The organism is [Eubacterium] eligens ATCC 27750, assembly GCF_000146185.1.
Classification (GTDB): Bacteria; Bacillota; Clostridia; order Lachnospirales; family Lachnospiraceae; genus Lachnospira; species Lachnospira eligens.
On the sequence record NC_012778.1, the window covers coordinates 229,464 to 249,970 of the forward strand.

A 20,507-nucleotide genomic window follows, 5' to 3' on the forward strand; every position below is an offset into this window, starting at 1 on the left:
TGTGAAAATTGATGAAAAAGTAGGTTTAGGAGGCTTTTTATGGATATAAATGAGTTATCACCATCAGAGGTTTTCTCTTATTTTCAGGAGATTTGTGCGATTCCGCATGGTTCTGGGAATACCGGGATGATTGCGGATTATTGTCTGGAGTTTGCTAAGTTGCATGGACTTAAGGCAAGGAAGGATACGTCTGATAATGTTGTTATATTTAAGGCTGGTTCTTCTGGATATGAGGACTGTGAGCCTGTGATTTTGCAGGGACATCTTGATATGGTGTGTGAGAAAGAGCCAGATTGCGATATTGACATGAGTGTACAGAGCATTAAGGCTTGCACTGATGGTAAGATGGTGTGGGCTGACGGCACAACTCTTGGCGCTGATGATGGAATTGCTGTTGCATTTATACTGGCAGTGCTTGCTTCGGATACGATTGCGCATCCTCCTATACAGGCAGTGCTTACGAGCGATGAGGAGATTGGAATGCTTGGCGCAAGAGACCTCGACACTTCTGACCTTACAGCAAAGAGACTTATCAATATTGATTCTGAAAATGAGGGAATATTGTATGTAAGCTGTGCTGGTGGTGTGAGAGCTGAGTGTGACATTCCGGTTGCGTATGAGGATGCTGCGGGCTGGGTGGCAGATGGTGCAATTGATGTGCAGAATGGTTCGGTATGCTTCGAAGTTAAGATAAGCGGGCTTGCCGGTGGTCATTCCGGCGTTGAGATTCACAAACAGCACACTAATGCTATAAGATTGCTTGCTTCATTACTTTCACATGCCAGCGGGGCAGCAGATTTCCGTCTTGTGTCGCTTTCAGGTGGCGGCAAGGAAAATGCAATTCCAAAAGAAGCAAAGGCAGTTGTAAGTGTCAGAAGCTGCGATGCCACAACATTTGAACAAAGCATCAAAGAGAGTGCGGCTGTGTGGATGCAGGAAATCAGCGCGACAGAGCCATATGCTAAGATTGAGCTTGAAAAGACAGACATTGCAGCAGACAAGGTTCTTGATTCCAAGAGTACTGCAAATGTAATATATGCCCTCTGGTTAAGTCCTGATGGTGTGTACAAAATGAGTCAGGAGATTAATGGCATGGTGCAGACTTCGCTCAATCTGGGAACTGCTTACCTCGACGCAGACAAGCTTGTGTACAAATATCTTATAAGAAGCAATACAGCGGCTGGAAAGAAATTATTGCTTGAGAGAGTCACCACATTTGTAAAACATTTGTCAGGAAAAGTAGTCACAATGTCGGACTATCCTGCGTGGGAATACAAGAGTGATTCGCAGTTAAGAAAGATATGCGTTGATAGCTTTACAAATGTGTACGGCCACGAACCGGAAGTGACCTCAATCCACGCCGGACTCGAATGTGGCATACTTGCCGGGAAAATGCCGGGAGTAGATATGATATCATTTGGACCGACACTTGAAAGTGTGCATACGCCTGATGAGTGTATGGACGCGGCTTCAGTGGAGCGGACCTGGGAATATCTGATGGAGATACTTAAAGAAATGTAATATACTACAGAAAAATGGGTAGAATATGCTATATATTAACCATAAGGAGAATTTATACATGATAAAAGATGGATTTTTATACCTTGCGGCGCTTATATTTGCAGCTGCAGTATTAGTAAATCTACCCAAGATTTTTAAAGGAAAAAAGGCGCAGGTGTTCTTTAATTTTGCACCGCCGATTGTACTTATATATCTGGGGCTTATGCTCCTTTGCACAATGAAAGTGTGGGATCTTAGTGCAACAAGCGCTGTGTACAAATCAGTCAAGAACCCAATATTATATGCGATGCTTTTCATAATGCTGCTTCGCTGTGATTTGAAGAAAATCATCAAGCTTGGACCTAAAATGCTTATCGGTTTCTTCGCAGCAACATTGTCAATCGGACTTGGATTCTTCGTTTCTTATGCGATATTCCACCAGCTCTTAGGCGCAGGTTCATGGAAAGCGCTCGGCGCGCTGTGCGGAAGCTGGATGGGCGGCGGCGGCAATATGCTCGCAATCCAGGCAGCACTTGATGTTGACGAAGCAACAATGGCTTACGCCCTTGTTATGGATTCAATCTGCGCGACACTTTATGTAATGTTCCTTCTGTGGGCAATCGGAAATCACGAGAAGTTCAACAAATGGACAAAGGCAGACACAAGCATAATCGACGGCGTTGGCGCTGCACTCGAAGAGGAAGCAAAAGCCAACACAAAGCCGCTTGTATGGCAGAACATCATTCTTCTGCTCGGTTCAGGACTCCTAGTATCTGCAGTTTCAATGGAGCTTGGCAGCATGATTAATGCACATTTATCATTCTTTGACAGCACAACATGGACAGTGCTTATCGTATCAGTGCTTGGTATCGTATTCGCCCTGACACCATTTGGCAAGATTAAGGGAACTGAGGAGATTTCAAATGTAATGCTTTATATAGTCATTGCCTTAATCGCTTCAAGAGCAGACCTCGGAGCAGTTGGCAATGCCCCAATATGGCTTCTCGCAGGATTCGTAATCCTCCTTATCCATGTGGCAATAATGATTGCACTTGCGAAGATATTGAAACTCGACATCTTCACATGCTGCGTTGCTTCCCTCGCCAACATCGGCGGAACAGCAACAGCACCGGTTCTCGCCGGCGCATACTCAAATGCCCTCGTACCAGTTGGTATCATGATGGCGCTGCTCGGCTATGTCGTCGGAACCGGCGGCGGCCTGGTTGTGGCTAATCTGATGAGTATATTTGGGTAGAGTTTAATGGAATAATTGATGGAATGGATAGCACTTCGGCAGTAGATTGGTACTGCCGGGGTGCTGTTTTTTATATGGGATAGAATGGGGAAAATAAAAAAGAAACGAGCTACCCGCTTGAGCAGTAATGCTGTACACGACAAAAAACTCATTTCTTAGTTAGTATATTATAAAATATGTGTGAGATAGTCAAGCGGAGAAAAATATATGGTTGTGGAGCAGATTAAATAAATTGTAATAGGCGAGATATTTTTATTACTTTCGACAAAATACGACAAAACATATGTTATAGCAAGTATATACTATTAGTATGGAGGATAGGACAATGATGTATTTTGAAAAAGATTTAGTAAATAAGGCAATTGAGTTAATAGATGGGAAAAGTAAAAGTGATGAATTGAAGGCATTTACAGATGTGAATGACATTAATAATATGATTAGAAATCTGCAAATAAATAGAGATTATCAGTGTTATGCTATTAAATTAAATCAAAGATTGAGAGAAGAGTATCCAAGTATAGAAAAGTTGCTGAATTTGGGAAGAAGTATGGTTAATAATAGTGTGGGTAACAATACAATATATGATGTTGTTTCTGCAATTATAGCTGACTTGAATGCAGATAAATATGGAATATATGCGGATGTGCTTCTTAAACATGAGGTTATAAATGATATGAAGAAGTTTATAGAGAAGGTGGATTAATGTAAAAATGACTCTGGAATAGTCGATTATAATTCTTTATAATTAGTTTAAAGTACATTTTAAATAGATGATGAGGATTTTCATATCTAAGAGAAAGGATTACATGGATATATTTGAAGAAAAAAGACAATTAATTGAAAAGTTTGCATGTCAGAAAGAATACACTTTAGAATCGAAGATGGAGTTAAAACAACTTTTATTAAAGGACACTAATGGAGGGAAATTATATAAATACAGGTCGTTTGATAAAGATGGATATTCTCTTAAAAATCTTGAAGAAGGAACTTTACATTGTTCTTTGGTGGAAGCTTTTAATGATCCGTTTGATAGTAAATTTGGGTATTCATTTGAAGCTCTGTACAAAGAAATGAGTAGGGACTATGAAAAAGAAATAAGTGAAAAGATGTATATATTTGAACAGGCTATATATGTACTTAAAAGGGATAAAGAAATTGAAGATTTTAATAAAGAAGAACAAAGAAAAATTAATAAGTTATTGCAAAATAGAAAAATTATAGATTTTTGGGAAGCATTTAAAAAAGAAAATGCTGATAAAGATAAAATTAGTTTGGAAGATAACAAAAATAATATTATACAATTAATAATGATTGCTTTATTAGATGGAGACTCAAAACAATATAATGGAGTTGATGAAGGACTTTTAAAATTAATATTGATTAATATGAATGAACAATCGATGGATATGCTTGCAAATGAAGATTTTAACATGAATGAGTTTGCCATAGCAAATGGAATTACAAAGGATGTAGATGAAATAAGTTTAATCTCAGAAGTATGGAAGAAACTTTGCCCACAATTCAAAAATATACTAGAAAAAGTATTGGAAATTTTTGGCGATAAATGTGGTGAGATTGATAGATATATAAATGAATTATATTTAGTTGGATGTTTATCAAGTGATTTTAAGAATAGACTCATGTGGTCACATTATGCAGATTGTCACAAGGGATTCTGTATTGAGTATGATTTTAGTGCTTTAGAAAAAATACAAAATGATCAATATCTTTTGCCAGTGCTGTATGATAATAAAAGACCATTGTTTCCATGGAGTATTGCATTTGATCAATCTGAAAGTAGCATAAAAGAGGCTCAGAAAAAAATTTTATTAAGTTTGTTAACTAAAGATAATGTTTGGAGTTATGAAAAAGAATGGAGAATATTTATTAGAAAACAAAGAAGTTCTGAATTAATAATGCCTCCAATAACATGTATTTATTTGGGAGCATGTATTGATAATGAAAGTAAAAATGCAATTATTAATATTGCTAATAAGCGTAATATTCCAGTGAAACAAATGCAATTAGATAGAGTAACATATGATTTGCATGCTGAGGATATTACTAATAAATATAATACCGTAATATTTTGAGTAACTGAATTAGGTATTAGTGTTTCTGAATTTATAACATTAGTAAAAGAAGATTCATAAATTTAAAATTGAGGAGTTAAATAAAGATAAACCATAATGAACAAAGCAACCATTTGAGTAGGAACAACTGAGGTGTGTTTTCACATGATTATGACATATAAGAATGTCGAAGAATTAAGTAAAGGTGCGGATATTTGTGAGTTTAGTGTAAATTATATTGATTTTATTAAATTGTAAAGTTAAATTAGAACTTCAACATGATTGAATTAGGATAGACCAGGAGGTGTAAATGAATAGGCATAAACATATTTTTAGTTTTATTTTTACTGTAGTATCAGTCCCTTTAGTGCTTGCAGTACAGGAGTTATGTTCTGATATACAATATTCTTTAAAGAACTATTTGATAATACTATTGATTATATCGATTGCTGGAATTTCAGCTTGGATTGAGTATGGTCAATATAAATCAGAGAAAGAAATTGAGGAAAAAGAAAAAGTTGAAAAACAAAATGAGAGAGCTAAAATGGTACTATCTCAAATAGTCCAATTGATTGATAGAAAAGCAGGAAATATTCGTGACAATACATATGAATTAGTAATTACAACTAAAGAGTGGCCATATTTTTATGGTGCTCATAAGTATTTGCATGAAGTATGTGAAAATTTAAAATTTACTGTTGCGAAGATAATTAAGGCTGAAAATGATTATGTAGATGTTTCACTTATATATAAATATTATGGAGAAGAGGAATGGAAATGGCTCGCTGGGAAATCAGGAGTTAGTGGTGCAGTAAATTTAAATGAATTTATAAATGATTCTGAAACGTTATATAACTACATATTATCACATAAAGATGAATCACCAATATTTTGTAATGATAAATCAAAAAGTAAAATATATAAATGGGGCAGAAGAGATAACCTTTTTGGTGGAAAGGGATCGTTTTATGTAATGCCGATAACATTTTCTAATAATCAAGAAGCTTTAGTTGAAGCGGTTTTATTGATTTCTACATATGGAGTTAATTTTATAGCTTTAAATTCAACTAAAGAAGAAGAAAATGAATTTAGAAGGATATTAGCTTATGAAGTTGTTCCTTACTATGTGTCTATAATTCAATCAGAATTAGGTGCTTTGTACATGCGGCATAATATAGACAGGATAAAAAGAGTTTTATTAGAGGACAAGTGATATCTAAATAAAATTATTATCCCGTGGCATAGAGACATAATTTAGAAGTAAAAAAGCCGGAAATTTTTGTTATAAATGTCAAAAGATTTACGAAAAGAGTTGCACCTAAGAGCATAGATGAGATTGTATGATGAGAACCTTATTGCTGTAATTTGTGGAAAGAGTGGTATTTCATTAAAATGGAAAGCAAAGATTGTACAAGATAATCTGAAACTAAAATTTAAGGAGGAAATATGTTATATAAAATCCAAAATTTTGAGAATAAAACACCATCAGACATTTCTTATGAGGAAATAGAACTTGCATGTGGTAAAAAGATAAAAGTATATGATATTGAAATGGTTCATGATTTGACACAGTTTATAGGGTTTGGCAAATATATGAATAATCAAAAATGTAATGTATATTTACGGGGGCAAAATGATTTATATAATGGCAAACTGATACCATCTTTGTATAGAGGACGTACAAATCTAGAGAGTATAACTAAAAAATACAATAAGAGGATGAACAAATTGAAAGTCGATATAGATTCCTTTAGCCAATATGATAGATGTGTATTGGAACCTTTATTGCAGCATTATGGTGTAAAGACCACATATTTAGATCTTGTTGATAATGTCTGGGTGGCATTGTGGTTTGCTCTTCATCAAACCAAAAGTGAATCGATTAATTCACATGAATATGTATATTATTCTAGTAATACAAATAAGTATTCGTATATTATACTAGTTGCAACAGATGCAATAAATGTATCTGATAAAAATGGGGTTTATGAAGGTGAAACAACGCGATTGGTCGATTTAAGAAAGGCATTGCCATCATATTTTTTACGACCACATGCTCAACATGCATATATGTTGAAGAAAAAGGGTGAAATTGAAAGTGACTATTCAGACTTAATAATAGGTATTGCCAAAATCCCAACAGAATTAGGTTTTAAATGGATAGGTACAAGTGAATTCCTAACAGTTAGTTCGCTGTTTCCTGCTGCATATTTCGATTCTGGGTACAAAATTCTTTTGAAAAAGTATCCAGAAGAAGAGCAAGGGATAATTAATCAATATGGGTCAATTCAAATATTGACCGACTAATTGAAATTCAAATTCTTTCATTGAGGTTGTGGATACAGAAAGCGTATGATTAACGGAGTTATTTACCATCTTAGGTAAATGGTATAAAATGTGAGTAGCTTTCAGGATGGCGGTGTCTACTACATCATAATCAGAGAAATGATTTTCTTGTTTTCAATGACGAAGTCAGTAAGCTTATGTGGGTTCATATTTATCAGTGTTTCTGCAAAATCACATTATTGGATTTGTTGCTAACATCAATATCAACATAAAGAGTGCTCACAGTAATCGCTATCTTTGTAAATGAAAGGGATTAATTAGCTTGATAAAATACATAATCATGTACTTAAGTAAGTAGCCAGCTGGTTTGGAGCTGACTTTCATGTCAGGGGAATAAACTTTTGATGAAGTAACCATTACTTGTACAACAGAAGGTACAAGAACTATTACCTAATTGACACTGAGACAATTATGTTATAAATTTAACCAAGCTTATTGGAAAAATCAACAGGATATTGCATTTAGTGAGATACCTTTTTGCCGGAGTCTTCCTAATCTGCATTGTATGCAGATATTAGACCATTTGCTTGAGAAGGAAGGAGTTACGCTGGATTGTGTGCACACATTAGGTCATTTTGACCTGCATCAGCAGACGGCACAGGAGAATCTGGCGACATGTTTCAGCTTGTTTATGTATCTGCCACATTTGCACGAATTGAACTTATATAATGACAATAAGCTGCTGGTGTTTCCTATAAAAGATTTGACTGAAACCAATCCGGTATACATATTTATGAATAAGGATAATGCGTATGTTGAAGGAACTGATGGATTAAAGAATTTGTTGAAAAATGAAGTGGAAAATTATGTTTAGATAATTTAGATTTTCGTATACAATAATTATGCCCTGATTGATGAATCTATAGATTATAGAATATTTATAGATTCATCAATCAGGGTTTTTATTTTGTTGATAATTTACCTGCGAGGTAAATTATTGATTGACATGAGAGTTGACAGATGTTAATATAAATTTACCACAAAGGTAAATTTGTATTAAGAGGTGGTTCATTGGATATTACATACAAAGACAAGAAAATTAAGAATATTTGTATGGATGCTAAAGCTGCCGATAGAACCTATGGAAATAGTGGATTATCATTAGTTGGAATATGAATAGGAGGTAGCAAAATGGTGAGAAGTCGCAGTATAATTGCAACGCCACCAGGAGCAACAATAAAAGAACAGCTTAACGACAGGGGGATGAGTCAGAAAGAGTTTGCTGTAAGAATTGATATGACAGAGAAACATGTCAGCAAACTCATTAATGGAGAGGTTCAGTTGACACCTGAGGTGGCTGTTAGATTGGAAATAGTGCTTGGCGTGCCAGCAAGGTTTTGGAATAATTTGGAGGCAATATATAGAGAAAAACTTATAAAGATTGCAGCGGAAAAGGCTATGGATGCGGATGAGAATTTGGCTAGACAATTTCCATATAGTGAGATGGCTAAGTTAGGCTGGATACCACAAACAAGGAATTCTAAGGAAAAAGTTATTAATCTTAGAAAGTATTTTGAAGTGGTTAGTTTATCATTGTTAGAGAATACACAGATTACAAGAATTGCATGCAGAAGACTTGCAGTGACAGATAAGAGTGATTTGGCTTTGCTAGCATGGACACAGGAAGCTAAAATTCAGGCACGTGGCATAGAAACGAAACCAATTAATATTAAGGGTCTTATAAGTGTTATGCCAGATATAAGAAAGATGACTTTAAAAAAACCAAAAGATTTTTGCTTTGAGCTTAAATCATTGCTTGCAGAAAATGGAGTTGCATTGGTATTTTTACCACATTTGAAAGGTTCATTTTTACAAGGCGCTACATTTATAGATGGGAATAAGATTGTTGTTGGATTAACAGCAAGAGGCAAGGATGCAGATAAATTCTGGTTTAGTCTGTTCCATGAACTTGGACATATTATTCTTGGGCATGTGGGGAAAAATGGTGGAACAACAGAACAGGATGAACAGGATGCAGATGTATGGTCAAGAGATGAATTGATTCCATTAGAGACATTTAAAATGTTTAAAGAAGAACAGAATTTTTCGGTTGCAAGTGTAAAAAGATTTGCAAAAGAGAATAGAATTGCTCCGGGAATTGTTGTTGGACGATTACAGAATGAAGGCTGTATTGAGTACAATATGTTAAATGAATTGAAGGAACATTATGTAATTACTGTATAAGAATTTACATAAGGAGGATTTTCATGAGCAATATTATTGTTTTGTCAGGCAGCCCGCGTAAGGGTGGCAATACTGACCTGTTGGTTGACGCATTTGTTAAAGGTGCGGAAAAGAGTAATAATGTAGAAGTCGTTTCTGTGGCGTATTATAAGGTCAACCCATGCATTGGCTGCAATTCGTGTTTTGACAGGGCGGGGCATGAATGTTTTCAGCAGGACGACATGCAGATAGTTTATGATAAGTTAAAATGTGCTGATGTGATTGTCGTTGCCTCGCCAGTGTATTTTTATGGAGTGAGCGCGCAGCTTAAAGCAATTATCGACAGGTTACATACTCCTATGAGAAATGATTTCAAAGTCAAGAAGCTGGCATTGATACTAGTGGGGGCAGCAGTTTTGCCAGAATTGTTTGATTCTATTAAGATACAGTATCAGCTTGTGCTTAATTTCTTCAAACTTGAAGATGCGGGAATGGTGCTGGTCAGAGGTGCTAAGGATAAAGGTGATGTCAGGAACACTGATGGGCTGGATGAGGCTTATCGGCTGGGATTGGCGATGGAGTGATGAAATAATAAATTAAAGGTAACATTATTATGTATGGAGGGGATATGTTTCCAATAATTGATAAAAGAGAAACCGGGATTAATATAAGAAAAATCATGGATTGTCAGGACTGACGGCAAAAGATGTTCAGCAATAATAAGATTGAATGAATTACAAACTCAATGACAAATATTAAATACACCGTTAGAATATTAGTAGGAATAGTATTCTAATGGTGCATTTTTGTTTGGTGGATATATATTTAGAAAAGTGGTTTGGTATGATTACATTAAATGGATAATTGACGAATGGGTTTTATTAAAAAGACACAGAAAACTCCAAAAGAAGAGATACAGATTGCAAAGGATAGACGAAAGGATTTCATAGAAAGGGTGATGAGGGATGAGAACATTTGATGATATGCTTTCTAAGCAATTACAGGACGAAGAATTTAAAAAAGAATATGATGCAATTCAGCCAGAGATGGACGTTATAAGGGCTATTGTAGATGCTCGTACTTCTCAGAACATGACACAGAAGGAACTGGCTGAACGCACTGGTATTAATCAGGCAGATATCAGCAAGCTTGAGAATGGAACACGGAACCCTTCTGTTAATTTGCTTAAAAGGTTAGCGGATGCGGAAATGGTGCTGGTCAGAGGCTCTAAGGATAATGTGAAGCCGACACAAAATGATTAGGCAACGGTTGACTTCGTTGACATTGAATTTTGTGTATGATAGTATAAGGAAAGTGAAGGAGCTAATATTTTATATGTATATGCATATATTAATAAAGATTCTTTTAGCTTACGGGCGAAGAATCTCTTGGCTGATGAAGTTTGTGTGAGTGATACCAAATGCAAATGGAGGTCTTCATGTTGGTTTATGCATTGAGCCAACAGTATCTTACTCTTCGGAGGAAAAGGCGAAAATGCTTATAAATGTCTTCTGGGATTTCCTGGAAGACATTTATTTTTTATGGAGGGAAAATTTGAATATTATTAAAGATATTATTGTGGATTACGAAAAACTAATAAAGACAAGTGTTAAGATACCATTAAACAATGGAGATAGTATTAAGTTTACATTTAATCCACAGGATTTACCTCATTTATTAGGTTTGCAGCATTTGGTTGATAATCCTATATTGTTTGAGTACAGTGAAAAACGCTTAAGTGCAACTGAACTATACAATAGAATGTGTAGTGACGGGGATGATTCAATTGATACCGATGAATTTGAAAATAGTGCGTATTTTGATGAGTTATATAAGGGCAGAATACAGTATTTTAGCAGTGAATTAATATTAGATATAATTCGTGCAAAGCAAATTGTAAAATTTGATTATTCAAAAGTTAAAAACTTTTCAACAAAGCTGGATAAGATAGAGTATATGTTTTGGAAAAAATATAAGGATAAAAATAATAATTATGGGTATTTTGGTGTTGGATTTATGGCATCAGGAAAAGATACAGATGTGAATTATCCTAATACTTTTTTCTTTCGATTAGGTGATGATTATATAAAAAATCAAGAAGAAGTTTTACCATATTCATTTATGAAGAAAGATAAGAATGGAAAGAAATTTTTTGAGATATACTGGAAACAGATATGGAAGGTGTTAGAGAAAAATAAGCATTATAAAAAATTGAAAAATGGATATATAATGGAAGATGGTTCAATTGACGAAAATAGTATAAAGAATTGTGTAAATGCGGATATTTTAAAACATTATGAACTTTTGCAATTAGATGCACTGGACAAGATCTATTTGCCATATATGAAAGAAGAATTTCGTTGGACAAATGATGAAAAACGTTATATTTTGAAGAAAATAAAAATTTCTGACAGGGATTTACTGCCCAATGAAATAAAGCAGTTGTTGAATGAGTATAAACAGAGTTGCAGGATGATGATATGATAATTGCTTCTCGGACAGCAGTTTTGCTGGGATTGGTGATGGGATGAAAAGTCAATGTATCTGTAAATTTATCGTTTGCAGATACATTGACTTTTAAATTAATATTTATAAATAATAGTGAAAACTAAGCCACATAATAATTGTGGACTTCATCTCCTGTGTAGTTTAATAATTGGAGTAAAATATGTTCACATACAATTGTCTGATGTAACTGAGATGTCGTATCAGATTTGTATGAAAGAAAGGCATCTATAAGAAATCTTTCAATATCAGAGGGCAGGTAAATGCTATATAATGGATTGAATTTGTATTTGTTGCATGTATTGCACACTTTTTCTGCCAGGTTATTTATTTCTGAGTTGTTAAACAATCCTTCATTAGGGTAAAATAAATCATTAGCCAATAACTTCAATTGTAATTCATAATCAAAGCATGAATAATTAATTCTATAATGTAACTGATTAAGCCATTCTTTAGACTTAAGAAGAAAGACCAATCTGGAATAAATATTAGTAATTTCCAAAGATATATTTAGAAGATCCTCAAGCATGTTGTCATTATACTTAATAAAAGTATGTCTATAAATGTCGTGAATAACATTTTGTGAAGACAATATATTAATTGATGCTAAAATCTCCTTTTTTATAAATGCAAAATCTATAGAACCTGATTGACCAATTGGAAATTCAGGCATTTTTTCATTTTCCTCAAGTAAATTGTAAGGAAAGACCTCGAAATAGTTGGCTAATTTAAGAATAATTCTCGTAGAGGGAGTGGAGCTTTCCCAACGGCGGATTGTTCTTACATCAACGTTTAGGTCTTCGGCTAATTTTTCTTGCGTGATTTTTTTCATTTTACAGAATTCTCTTATTTTCATAATGTTATACCTCGCTTTCAAATGAATAATAATATGTTTAGCATATAAAAAACAGGACATTTATTATAAAATTTGTAGCATTTATTAAAAAGTTGAATTTGAAAACAAGATGAATATTATTGACATTTTTGTCAAAAATATTCAATGATAAATTAATTAACTAAAAATACAAGTGTTACGGCCAGCCTTTCAGATGGCTGTGCATGATGACGTTTTTATGAAAAATCCCTTCCAAATTTTAATTAGCCGGAGTAGTAGCCAATGATGCTGTTACAAGAGAAGTAATTACAAAAGACCAGATGCGAAAATTCTTAAAATTTATACATGTTGATGTGGTTTATTGTAAATATTATGAAGAGATTTATATTTTTTTTCACACTGGTATGAGAATTTCGGAATTTTGTGGACTTACGATGATGGATATTGATTTAGAGAAAAGAACAATCAATATTGATCATCAGCTGCAAAGAACTTCCAAAAGAGAGTATGTAATTGAGCCAACAAAAACCAATGCCGGAACAAGGGTTATTCCAATGACAAATGAAGTGACAGAAATGTTTCGAGCAATTATTGAGGATAGACCAGATTATAAGGTTGAGAAAGTGATAGATGGTTATACGGGATTTCTTTTTCTGGACAAAGATGGAATGCCACTTGTATCCATGCATTGGGAACACAGATTCAATCATATGGTCAGCAGGTACAATGAAATCTATAAGGTTCAGATGCCCAATATTACCCCTCATGTTTGCAGACATACATATTGTTCCAATATGGCAAAGTCCGGCATGAATCCTAAAACACTGCAGTATTTGATGGTACATTCGGATATAGCTGTGACGCTCAATGTCTACACCCATGTAGGACTTGAGGATGCTGAGAAGGAACTTCAGAAGATGCAGGGATTGGAAAATGCCAGAAAAGAGATGGGAATTTCGGATACGGATGATAAACCTTTGAAACAGAATATGTTCAAGGTGGTATGATAATATAATAAGGAAAAAATATAAAAAGCACTCAGCCTGTTTGGGTTGAGTGCTTTTTATATGGTGTGAATTCAGCTGGTATGGTAGAATAATTTTGTTAAGGGGGATTTATAGGGGCTAACAAAATTGAAATGTAAAGGCTGTTTAATACATATTATTATTTTTTGAATATTATGAGGAAGGGTGATTTTTATTTTAGATACCTCTGTTAAGAAAATAGATGTAAAGGTTGGAATGAAGTTTGGATGTTTGCAAATCTTGGATGATGGCACGGAATATTTGCAAATAAAAGAAACGTGTATTTCAGATATTAAAGAAGAAAAGATGGGGTTTCTTCAAGCTGTGAAAGAAGGTAAATATGTTCGAAGAGATTGGACTGGATGGGATGGTGGAAAGACAATTGTTACACCAGCATATATATATAAGCCGATTAATTTTAACGTGTATAGAGAGTCAGTAACATTTTCTGATTTTGATAAAGCAATTGAAGAGTTACAGAAGAGTACAGGAGTAAAACATTATAAATGTAGATGTAGAAAATGTGGAAAGATAAGATATTATTCTGAAGAAACATTGCAGACAGAACCTAAGGTTTGTTACAAGCCTGTATATTGTTCGTCAAGGTTTACTTATTCTATAAAGGCAAGTAATGCCAATTATAATAAAAGAAAGAAGTACGAGAATAATGAGGCAGTATGTCTAGTGAATGATAAGGAGGCTGTTATTCCATCAGATGAATATTGTAGTGCTTGGAATGATAAGCGAGAGAAAGAGTTATTCAAACAAGCAGAAAAAGATGCTCAGATTATTGCAGCAATTCCAAGAAAAAATGCAATAAATTATGATAAAGATTATACGGGATTGATATATGAGTCACTAGAGGTGCTTGAATGTGTAAACGATAAATTGGAAAGTGTCCCAATTCCTTATTATACGCAAAGACATCAAAAGAAATATCAAGATATTATTGTCTATAAAGAATATAAATGTCAATGTTATCTATGTGGAAATAAAAAAATGGTGACTTGTGATAAGTTTGGTATCTTTCCACCAACTGAGTATGGTTACAGATCTTACAATGGATATTGGAGTGCTGTTTCTTGTGAATGCCATAAGATATCTTCTTTTCAATGGATTGTAAATGATATTTTAATAAAAAATGGGATCAATTATAGAGTCGAAGTAGCAGTTGATGGGGTATATGGAATAGATAATGAAACTCCTTTGAGATATGACTTTGCAGTTTATAAACAAGGGAAAATTGTTGCATTTATTGAATGTCAAGGCGAGCAACACTATAAGCCTGTTACTGAATTTGGTGGAGAGAGAAGGTTTGCTATTCAACAAAGAAATGATGAAGAAAAGCGAAAGTATGCTAAAGAACATGAAATAAAGCTGATTGAAATTTCATATAAGAATAAAAAATATGAAATAGTAGAATCTATATTACGAAATAACCATATTATTTAGGTTGACACATATATAAATTTAGGGCGGTGATTGTAAATGAAATATATAGATGCAAGAACACAAGGTAGCTTAAAACAAGGTGTAATGGAATTCTTAAACCTTTCTGCAGGTGGATTGATACGGTTATTTGTTTCTGTTTATGAAGATACGGAGAGGGAACCGTGGGAGTGCGTTGAAGATTTTCTTTCTGAACACATTGTAGATGAGAAACTTGAATATATTCAAATGTTTCATTTATCACGAAGGCTGAATGGAACTGACTTGAAAGCGAACAACAATCTGGAGAAACTCTTATTAGGGAGTTCTCCGCTGTCTAATTTCTTTAGAAAGTATAAGGTAACTTTTGAATCTGGTGAAGGACACATTAATTTGTATTGTAATGGAATACTACAATCGCTTGATAATGAATTTGCATATAATGATGGCAATGTTTGTTATGTGAAATCCAGACTTGGATATTTCAAAAATCAAGATTATTGTGTAAACGGGTTTGCATTTCGCTCATATTTAGAGCAAAATCATTATTATTCTTCGTTGGCGAGTTGTCCTGAATTGGTGGGTAATATCGAAAGACTTCTCGGAATCAAGGGAATGTGTGCTGATTATTATAGTAATAGCAAATATTATTGCATTGAGTATTTGATACCCATGTCGGAGGTGATTTTTGATATGGGGAATCCACCAGAAACTGACTGTGAAAAGACTGTGGAATTTTTGAAACAGGCAATATTAAGATTGTATAATGAATGGCTAGGAAGTAGTTTTATTTGTGATGAGAATCTCATATTAAGGCTTCCAGATGATGAATGTATTGAGTCAGAGTGGTTTGTGAATGCAGAAGAATTAGCATAAAAAGGCATACCTATTTCAGCCCCTTTCGTTAAATAATGCACATTCCATCAGTAGTCTGACCCCCTTAACTGACTACGATTTGACTACTACACACTGCTTTGAATTGCACCATTTTGAAGTATTTTGCAAAAAGTGTAGTTATAAACAAGAAAAATACGATGCCCAGAAAAGCCGATAAACCAACGCAAAACTCGGCATTACAGGGCATTTCAGAATAGGAGAAATTTATGATTAGAGTACTTTTCATCTGCCACGGCAGGAGTTTCCGTTCTTATTAAGTTTCCTTATTTTATGAAGGGATAACATAGCAGGATAAGATTTACAACAGTTTTACAACTGTTGAGAGATGTTCAGACATGATTGAGAATTTGATTAAAAAGGGGTCAACTGTTTATGTTGAATTATATAAATAATAATTTAGTATTAATAAATGAATATCAAAATCTATATTTACATGAGATTAGCATCGATAAGTTAATAGAAGGATTTAGAACAGAAGAAATAATTATGCATAATGGCTTTGACTATGGAAGATTTCGAGTGTTTATCGATAGTTGTTTGTTATTATTAAATAAAGAGAAATTGAATAATTATTATAAAAATAGATATAGTTTTAAGGACTTTATAAAGGAAGTAGAAAATGATATTAATTTAAAAGATTACTATGAATTAATTAAACAAGAGCAGTTAACCAGTGATATTTCCAATATATGCTTGTATCATTCTTTTGAAAATAAAAAGAAAAATCCGTGGGATCAAGTTATGACTATACGAAATGCAATGGCACATATGCAATATGGATATTTTTCTTCGCAAAAAAATGGTACGATGATTTACTATTATCTGTATAACAAAGACCATGGAATAAGAAAAGACTCTGGGATTGTTTTTGAATGGGTTCTTCACGAATTGATCCAACGTTTTTTTAGTAACTATAGTTCTGGACTCCTATTTAAATATACTTTTTTTTCGAGATATTCTTTTAGATTACGAAAAAAAAGTATTTGGAAATATTATTTTTATGAAATCACACCTAAAATATGTAATGAAAATTTATATAATGGATACAATCAAGGGATAATGAGTAAACTGGCAAAAGTGTCTCAAGATAACAAAAAATTGTTGCGGTTTTTGAAAGAAAATAATGAAAGGATTAATGTTAAGGAACTAGAATTAAATAGAACTATAAAAATAAGAAATTATAAAAAATTAGCGAAAAAATTGAAATTACAAACACGAGATGACTATATTTATGGATTAAAAGCATTTCTTGATTTTGAAGGGGAACTGTCAAATTTTTTGATACATATTAGTCAACTTAATAATGTATTTTATAGTTACTGTACAAAACGTGATAGTGAGAATGTTACTCAAAATGAAATTGAAAAATATAAGAAACAACTTGAAAAATCATTACTGGAATTGCGTGAAGACAAAAATGCAAAAATTTCGTTTAAGATAGGTTTTGTTTATTTATATGCTATGAATTTTGCATTGCGAACAGAAGATGATGACTATGAGGAATTGAAATATCAAGAACTTAATGTATCTAAGTTCAAATATCAAAAAGAAAATTGGATACAATATAGCCAAAGAAATAAAACACAAAATTGCTTATTCCCACGATATATTGTTGAACGTATGAGAAATTCTTTAATGCATGGTAATATTGAAATTCTACTGAATAATAAAGGGAAAATAGAATTTATTTTTCGAGATAAATATAATAAGCGAGATGAAGTAATATCTATTATATTGGAAGATTTAGAAGAATTTTTGTCTCAAAAGTGTTTATATACGGGGATACCAAAAAAGACGCTAACTTTTCTAGTACAGAAAAGTTAAATGTGCATTTCATAATTATTTCATAATTTTTTACCATCAAAACATGAGAAATTATAAAAGTTATATGATAACCGCAAAATCAATAAAGTCCCGAAAAGCCTTTAAATACAAGGAAAAGTGAAAATTTAAGGAGATATAAAAATATGATAAAAGTACTATTCATCTGCCACGGCAACATCTGCCGAAGCACTATGGCAGAAAGCGTTATGACATATTTAGTTGAGAAAGAGGGACTTGCTGATAAGTTCTATATTAATTCAGCGGCGACAAGCCGCGAGGAAATTGGTAATGGAGTGCATCATGGCACTGTTGCCAAGTTGAAGAAAGAAGGGATTCCGGTGATTCCCCACAGGGCAGTGCAGATGACTCTGAATGATTATGAGGAATATGATTACCTTATTGGAATGGATACTGAGAATATCCGCAATATGCAGAGGATATCGGACGGAGATCCGGATGAGAAGATATATAAGCTGCTTACTTTTGCGGGGAGTGGGCTTGATGTGGCAGACCCATGGTATACGGGAGATTTTGAGGCAACCTACAGGGACGTTCTGGCAGGTTGCAAAGGGTTGCTTGAATGCCTTAAGGAAGAATTGTAGGCGGCTACAGGTAGGTTGTATGAGCAAGTGCCACGGCAATATATGTGAATAAAAAGGGTCGGGCAAGGCAGGCTGTCTTCAACGGGGACAGCCTGCCTTGCCCGACAGCCACTACCTACCGGTTGCCATTACCTACCACGGCAGAATATACATATTCCTCTGGTAAGAACCGAATACAGTGGCAGTTGCCTTAAGCTCTGCGCCGAGACGGCGGAAAGACGAATTGCTGGCGACGTTGTCAGGGTGGGCTACGGCGAGGATTGTGTCGATGCCGCGGTTGCGGGCAATTGAACAGAGGCGCTTGTTAAGCTCACACATAAGGTTGTGACCGCGGAAGTCAGGGTGAACCATGCATCGTCCGACTTCAGCTACATTTGTAGAACGAATGTCGAGACCGAGCTTTTCAGCTTCCTCGGCAAATTCATGCTCATTAAAGAAAAGGGCGCTGGCGGCAACAAGTTCATTATCGTCATTAAATGCACCTAAGAAGCATGTCCAGTCAGCATCAAAGAAATGCGAGCGTTCAATATCATCAATAGGAATCCACCATTCCGGAACAGGGAGAGCATTTTCTATAGTAAATATAAGCTGTTCGAGAGCAGCCTTATCATTTTTATCTAATACACGGATATTCATAGCAATCTCCTATACACTTAAATTCAGAATTACCTTAACATATGTAAGTTATAATCCTGATCCACCACATTATAATATGTATGTATCTCAAAATCAAAATATTTTTAAATTCGCGGGCAGAATATTAAGCAGACACAAATTAATGCCGATATACATTTATAAGACATATTGCTTCTTGAATATTTATAAAAATATATATTTAGATAGATTTTTTTTATTTAGGGCTTTTAAATTTCCTTTTTTATGTATATAATGGTGTTTAGCCATGGGCACACATGGCTTCTAATGACTTTTGAGTTTATGTTTTATCTGAATATATCGGACAGACAGAGGTCCGCATTGTTTTATAAGAAAGGGGAATTATCATGTTATCAACAGATATTGGTATAGATTTAGGTACTGCAAGTATTCTTGTGTACATCAGAGGCAAAGGAGTTGTTCTTAAAGAGCCTTCAGTTGTTGCATTTGACAGGGATACTAATAAGATTAAGGCTATCGGTGAGGAAGCAAGACTGATGCTTGGTAGAACACCAGGTAACATCGTTGCTGTAAGACCTCTTCGTCAGGGTGTTATCTCTGATTACACTGTAACTGAGAAGATGCTTAAGTACTTTATCCAGAAGGCTATCGGCAAGAGAATGCTTAAGAAGCCTAGAATCAGTGTATGCGTACCTTCAGGTGTTACTGAGGTTGAGAAGAAGGCGGTTGAGGATGCTACTCTTCAGGCAGGTGCAAGAGAGGTTGCTATTATTGAAGAGCCTATCGCAGCAGCTATCGGTGCAGGTATTGATATTTCAAGACCATGTGGTAATATGATTGTTGATATCGGTGGTGGTACAACTGATATCGCTGTTATCTCTTTAGGAGGAACTGTTGTAAGTACTTCTATTAAGATTGCCGGTGATGATTTTGATGAAGCTATCGTAAGATACATGAGAAAGAAGCATAATCTTCTTATCGGTGAAAGAACCGCAGAAGATATTAAGATAAAGGTTGGTTCTGCTTATCCTAAGGCAGAAGTCACAACTATGAATGTACGAGGAAGAAACCTTGTAACAGGTCTTCCTAAGACTGTAGAGGTAAGCTCAGAGGAGACAGAGGAAGCTTTAAGAGAGGCAACTTCACAGATTGTTGAAGCTGTTCACAGCGTTCTTGAGAAGACTCCACCAGAACTTGCATCTGATATTGCAGACAGAGGAATCGTCCTTACAGGAGGCGGAAGTCTTCTTTCAGGACTTGAGGATTTAATTGAAGCCAAGACAGGAATTAATACTATGACAGCCGAAGATCCAATGACATGTGTTGCTATTGGTACAGGTAAGTTTATTGAGTTCCTTGCAGGCTACAGAGACGAAGTTAAGTAACCTGGAACATTTTTAATAAGATTATTACAAATGTTTCTTAACATTCTGGCAGAAT

19 protein-coding genes and 1 pseudogene are annotated in these 20,507 nt (G+C 34.4%); 18 read left to right on the top strand and 2 right to left on the bottom strand.

Features of this window, described 5'->3' with window-relative positions; all coding sequences use genetic code 11:
* The first annotated feature begins 39 nt into the window (after nucleotides 1-39).
* The 12 genes from EUBELI_RS00980 to EUBELI_RS01030 all read left to right on the top strand — a co-directional run bounded on the left by EUBELI_RS00980 (nucleotide 40) and on the right by EUBELI_RS01030 (nucleotide 11,820).
* A complete protein-coding gene (locus EUBELI_RS00980; RefSeq protein ID WP_012738476.1) occupies nucleotides 40-1,521 on the top strand; it encodes an aminoacyl-histidine dipeptidase in 1,482 nt (493 codons plus the stop codon).
* Between the two features lie 58 nt (nucleotides 1,522-1,579).
* A complete protein-coding gene (locus EUBELI_RS00985; protein ID WP_041687874.1) occupies nucleotides 1,580-2,755 on the top strand; it encodes a DUF819 family protein in 1,176 nt (391 codons plus the stop codon).
* 325 nt (nucleotides 2,756-3,080) lie between these two features.
* Nucleotides 3,081-3,458 carry a hypothetical protein gene (locus EUBELI_RS00990; RefSeq protein ID WP_041687875.1) on the top strand — a complete coding sequence of 126 codons (378 nt, stop codon included), beginning with the start codon at nucleotides 3,081-3,083 and terminating at the stop codon, nucleotides 3,456-3,458.
* Nucleotides 3,459-3,561: 103 nt separating this feature from the next.
* The gene (locus EUBELI_RS00995) at nucleotides 3,562-4,848 is read left to right on the top strand and encodes a DUF2971 domain-containing protein (protein ID WP_041687876.1); all 1,287 of its coding nucleotides are present in this window, start codon (nucleotides 3,562-3,564) and stop codon (nucleotides 4,846-4,848) included.
* Between the two features lie 289 nt (nucleotides 4,849-5,137).
* The gene (locus tag EUBELI_RS01000; RefSeq protein ID WP_012738480.1) at nucleotides 5,138-6,040 is read left to right on the top strand and encodes a hypothetical protein; all 903 of its coding nucleotides are present in this window, start codon (nucleotides 5,138-5,140) and stop codon (nucleotides 6,038-6,040) included.
* A 233-nt stretch (nucleotides 6,041-6,273) separates the two neighbouring features.
* A complete protein-coding gene (locus EUBELI_RS01005) occupies nucleotides 6,274-7,134 on the top strand; it encodes an FRG domain-containing protein (protein WP_012738481.1) in 861 nt (286 codons plus the stop codon).
* Nucleotides 7,135-7,729: 595 nt separating this feature from the next.
* The gene (locus EUBELI_RS01010; protein WP_156327325.1) at nucleotides 7,730-7,987 is read left to right on the top strand and encodes a hypothetical protein; all 258 of its coding nucleotides are present in this window, start codon (nucleotides 7,730-7,732) and stop codon (nucleotides 7,985-7,987) included.
* A gap of 317 nt (nucleotides 7,988-8,304) precedes the next feature.
* Nucleotides 8,305-9,357, top strand: coding sequence for a helix-turn-helix domain-containing protein (locus EUBELI_RS01015; RefSeq protein WP_012738483.1), 1,053 nt, complete (start codon nucleotides 8,305-8,307; stop codon nucleotides 9,355-9,357).
* Between the two features lie 23 nt (nucleotides 9,358-9,380).
* On the top strand, nucleotides 9,381-9,920 hold the full coding sequence (locus EUBELI_RS01020; protein WP_012738484.1) for a flavodoxin family protein: 540 nt from the start codon (nucleotides 9,381-9,383) through the stop codon (nucleotides 9,918-9,920).
* Between the two features lie 287 nt (nucleotides 9,921-10,207).
* A complete protein-coding gene (locus tag EUBELI_RS14910; RefSeq protein WP_148231323.1) occupies nucleotides 10,208-10,315 on the top strand; it encodes a type II toxin-antitoxin system RelE/ParE family toxin in 108 nt (35 codons plus the stop codon).
* Nucleotides 10,302-10,598, top strand: coding sequence for a helix-turn-helix domain-containing protein (locus EUBELI_RS01025; protein ID WP_012738485.1), 297 nt, complete (start codon nucleotides 10,302-10,304; stop codon nucleotides 10,596-10,598). Before EUBELI_RS14910 ends, EUBELI_RS01025 begins: the two co-directional genes overlap by 14 nt.
* A 148-nt stretch (nucleotides 10,599-10,746) precedes the next feature.
* Nucleotides 10,747-11,820 carry a PBECR4 domain-containing protein gene (locus tag EUBELI_RS01030; protein WP_012738486.1) on the top strand — a complete coding sequence of 358 codons (1,074 nt, stop codon included), beginning with the start codon at nucleotides 10,747-10,749 and terminating at the stop codon, nucleotides 11,818-11,820.
* Between the two features lie 124 nt (nucleotides 11,821-11,944).
* Here the strand turns inward: EUBELI_RS01030 and EUBELI_RS01035 are convergent, their stop codons facing one another.
* Complete coding sequence (locus tag EUBELI_RS01035; RefSeq protein WP_041687878.1) at nucleotides 11,945-12,697, bottom strand: helix-turn-helix domain-containing protein; 753 nt, start codon at nucleotides 12,695-12,697, stop codon at nucleotides 11,945-11,947.
* A 172-nt stretch (nucleotides 12,698-12,869) separates the two neighbouring features.
* On the opposite strand from EUBELI_RS01035, the pseudogene EUBELI_RS01040 reads away from it, so the two are divergent.
* The 5 genes and pseudogenes from EUBELI_RS01040 to EUBELI_RS01060 form a co-directional block, all read left to right on the top strand.
* Nucleotides 12,870-13,683, top strand: a pseudogene (locus EUBELI_RS01040) (site-specific integrase); the annotation flags it as partial.
* 183 nt (nucleotides 13,684-13,866) lie between these two features.
* Complete coding sequence (locus tag EUBELI_RS13490; protein ID WP_012738489.1) at nucleotides 13,867-15,153, top strand: hypothetical protein; 1,287 nt, start codon at nucleotides 13,867-13,869, stop codon at nucleotides 15,151-15,153.
* A 36-nt stretch (nucleotides 15,154-15,189) separates the two neighbouring features.
* Complete coding sequence (locus EUBELI_RS01050; protein WP_012738490.1) at nucleotides 15,190-16,005, top strand: hypothetical protein; 816 nt, start codon at nucleotides 15,190-15,192, stop codon at nucleotides 16,003-16,005.
* 393 nt (nucleotides 16,006-16,398) lie between these two features.
* On the top strand, nucleotides 16,399-17,850 hold the full coding sequence (locus EUBELI_RS01055; protein ID WP_012738491.1) for a hypothetical protein: 1,452 nt from the start codon (nucleotides 16,399-16,401) through the stop codon (nucleotides 17,848-17,850).
* A gap of 143 nt (nucleotides 17,851-17,993) precedes the next feature.
* Nucleotides 17,994-18,452 carry a low molecular weight protein-tyrosine-phosphatase gene (locus EUBELI_RS01060; RefSeq protein WP_041687879.1) on the top strand — a complete coding sequence of 153 codons (459 nt, stop codon included), beginning with the start codon at nucleotides 17,994-17,996 and terminating at the stop codon, nucleotides 18,450-18,452.
* 132 nt (nucleotides 18,453-18,584) lie between these two features.
* Here the strand turns inward: EUBELI_RS01060 and EUBELI_RS01065 are convergent, their stop codons facing one another.
* Complete coding sequence (locus tag EUBELI_RS01065) at nucleotides 18,585-19,088, bottom strand: GNAT family N-acetyltransferase (RefSeq protein WP_012738493.1); 504 nt, start codon at nucleotides 19,086-19,088, stop codon at nucleotides 18,585-18,587.
* A 365-nt stretch (nucleotides 19,089-19,453) separates the two neighbouring features.
* On the opposite strand from EUBELI_RS01065, the gene mreB reads away from it, so the two are divergent.
* Nucleotides 19,454-20,452, top strand: coding sequence for a rod shape-determining protein (gene mreB, locus EUBELI_RS01070; RefSeq protein ID WP_012738495.1), 999 nt, complete (start codon nucleotides 19,454-19,456; stop codon nucleotides 20,450-20,452).
* The last annotated feature ends 55 nt before the right edge of the window (nucleotides 20,453-20,507 follow it).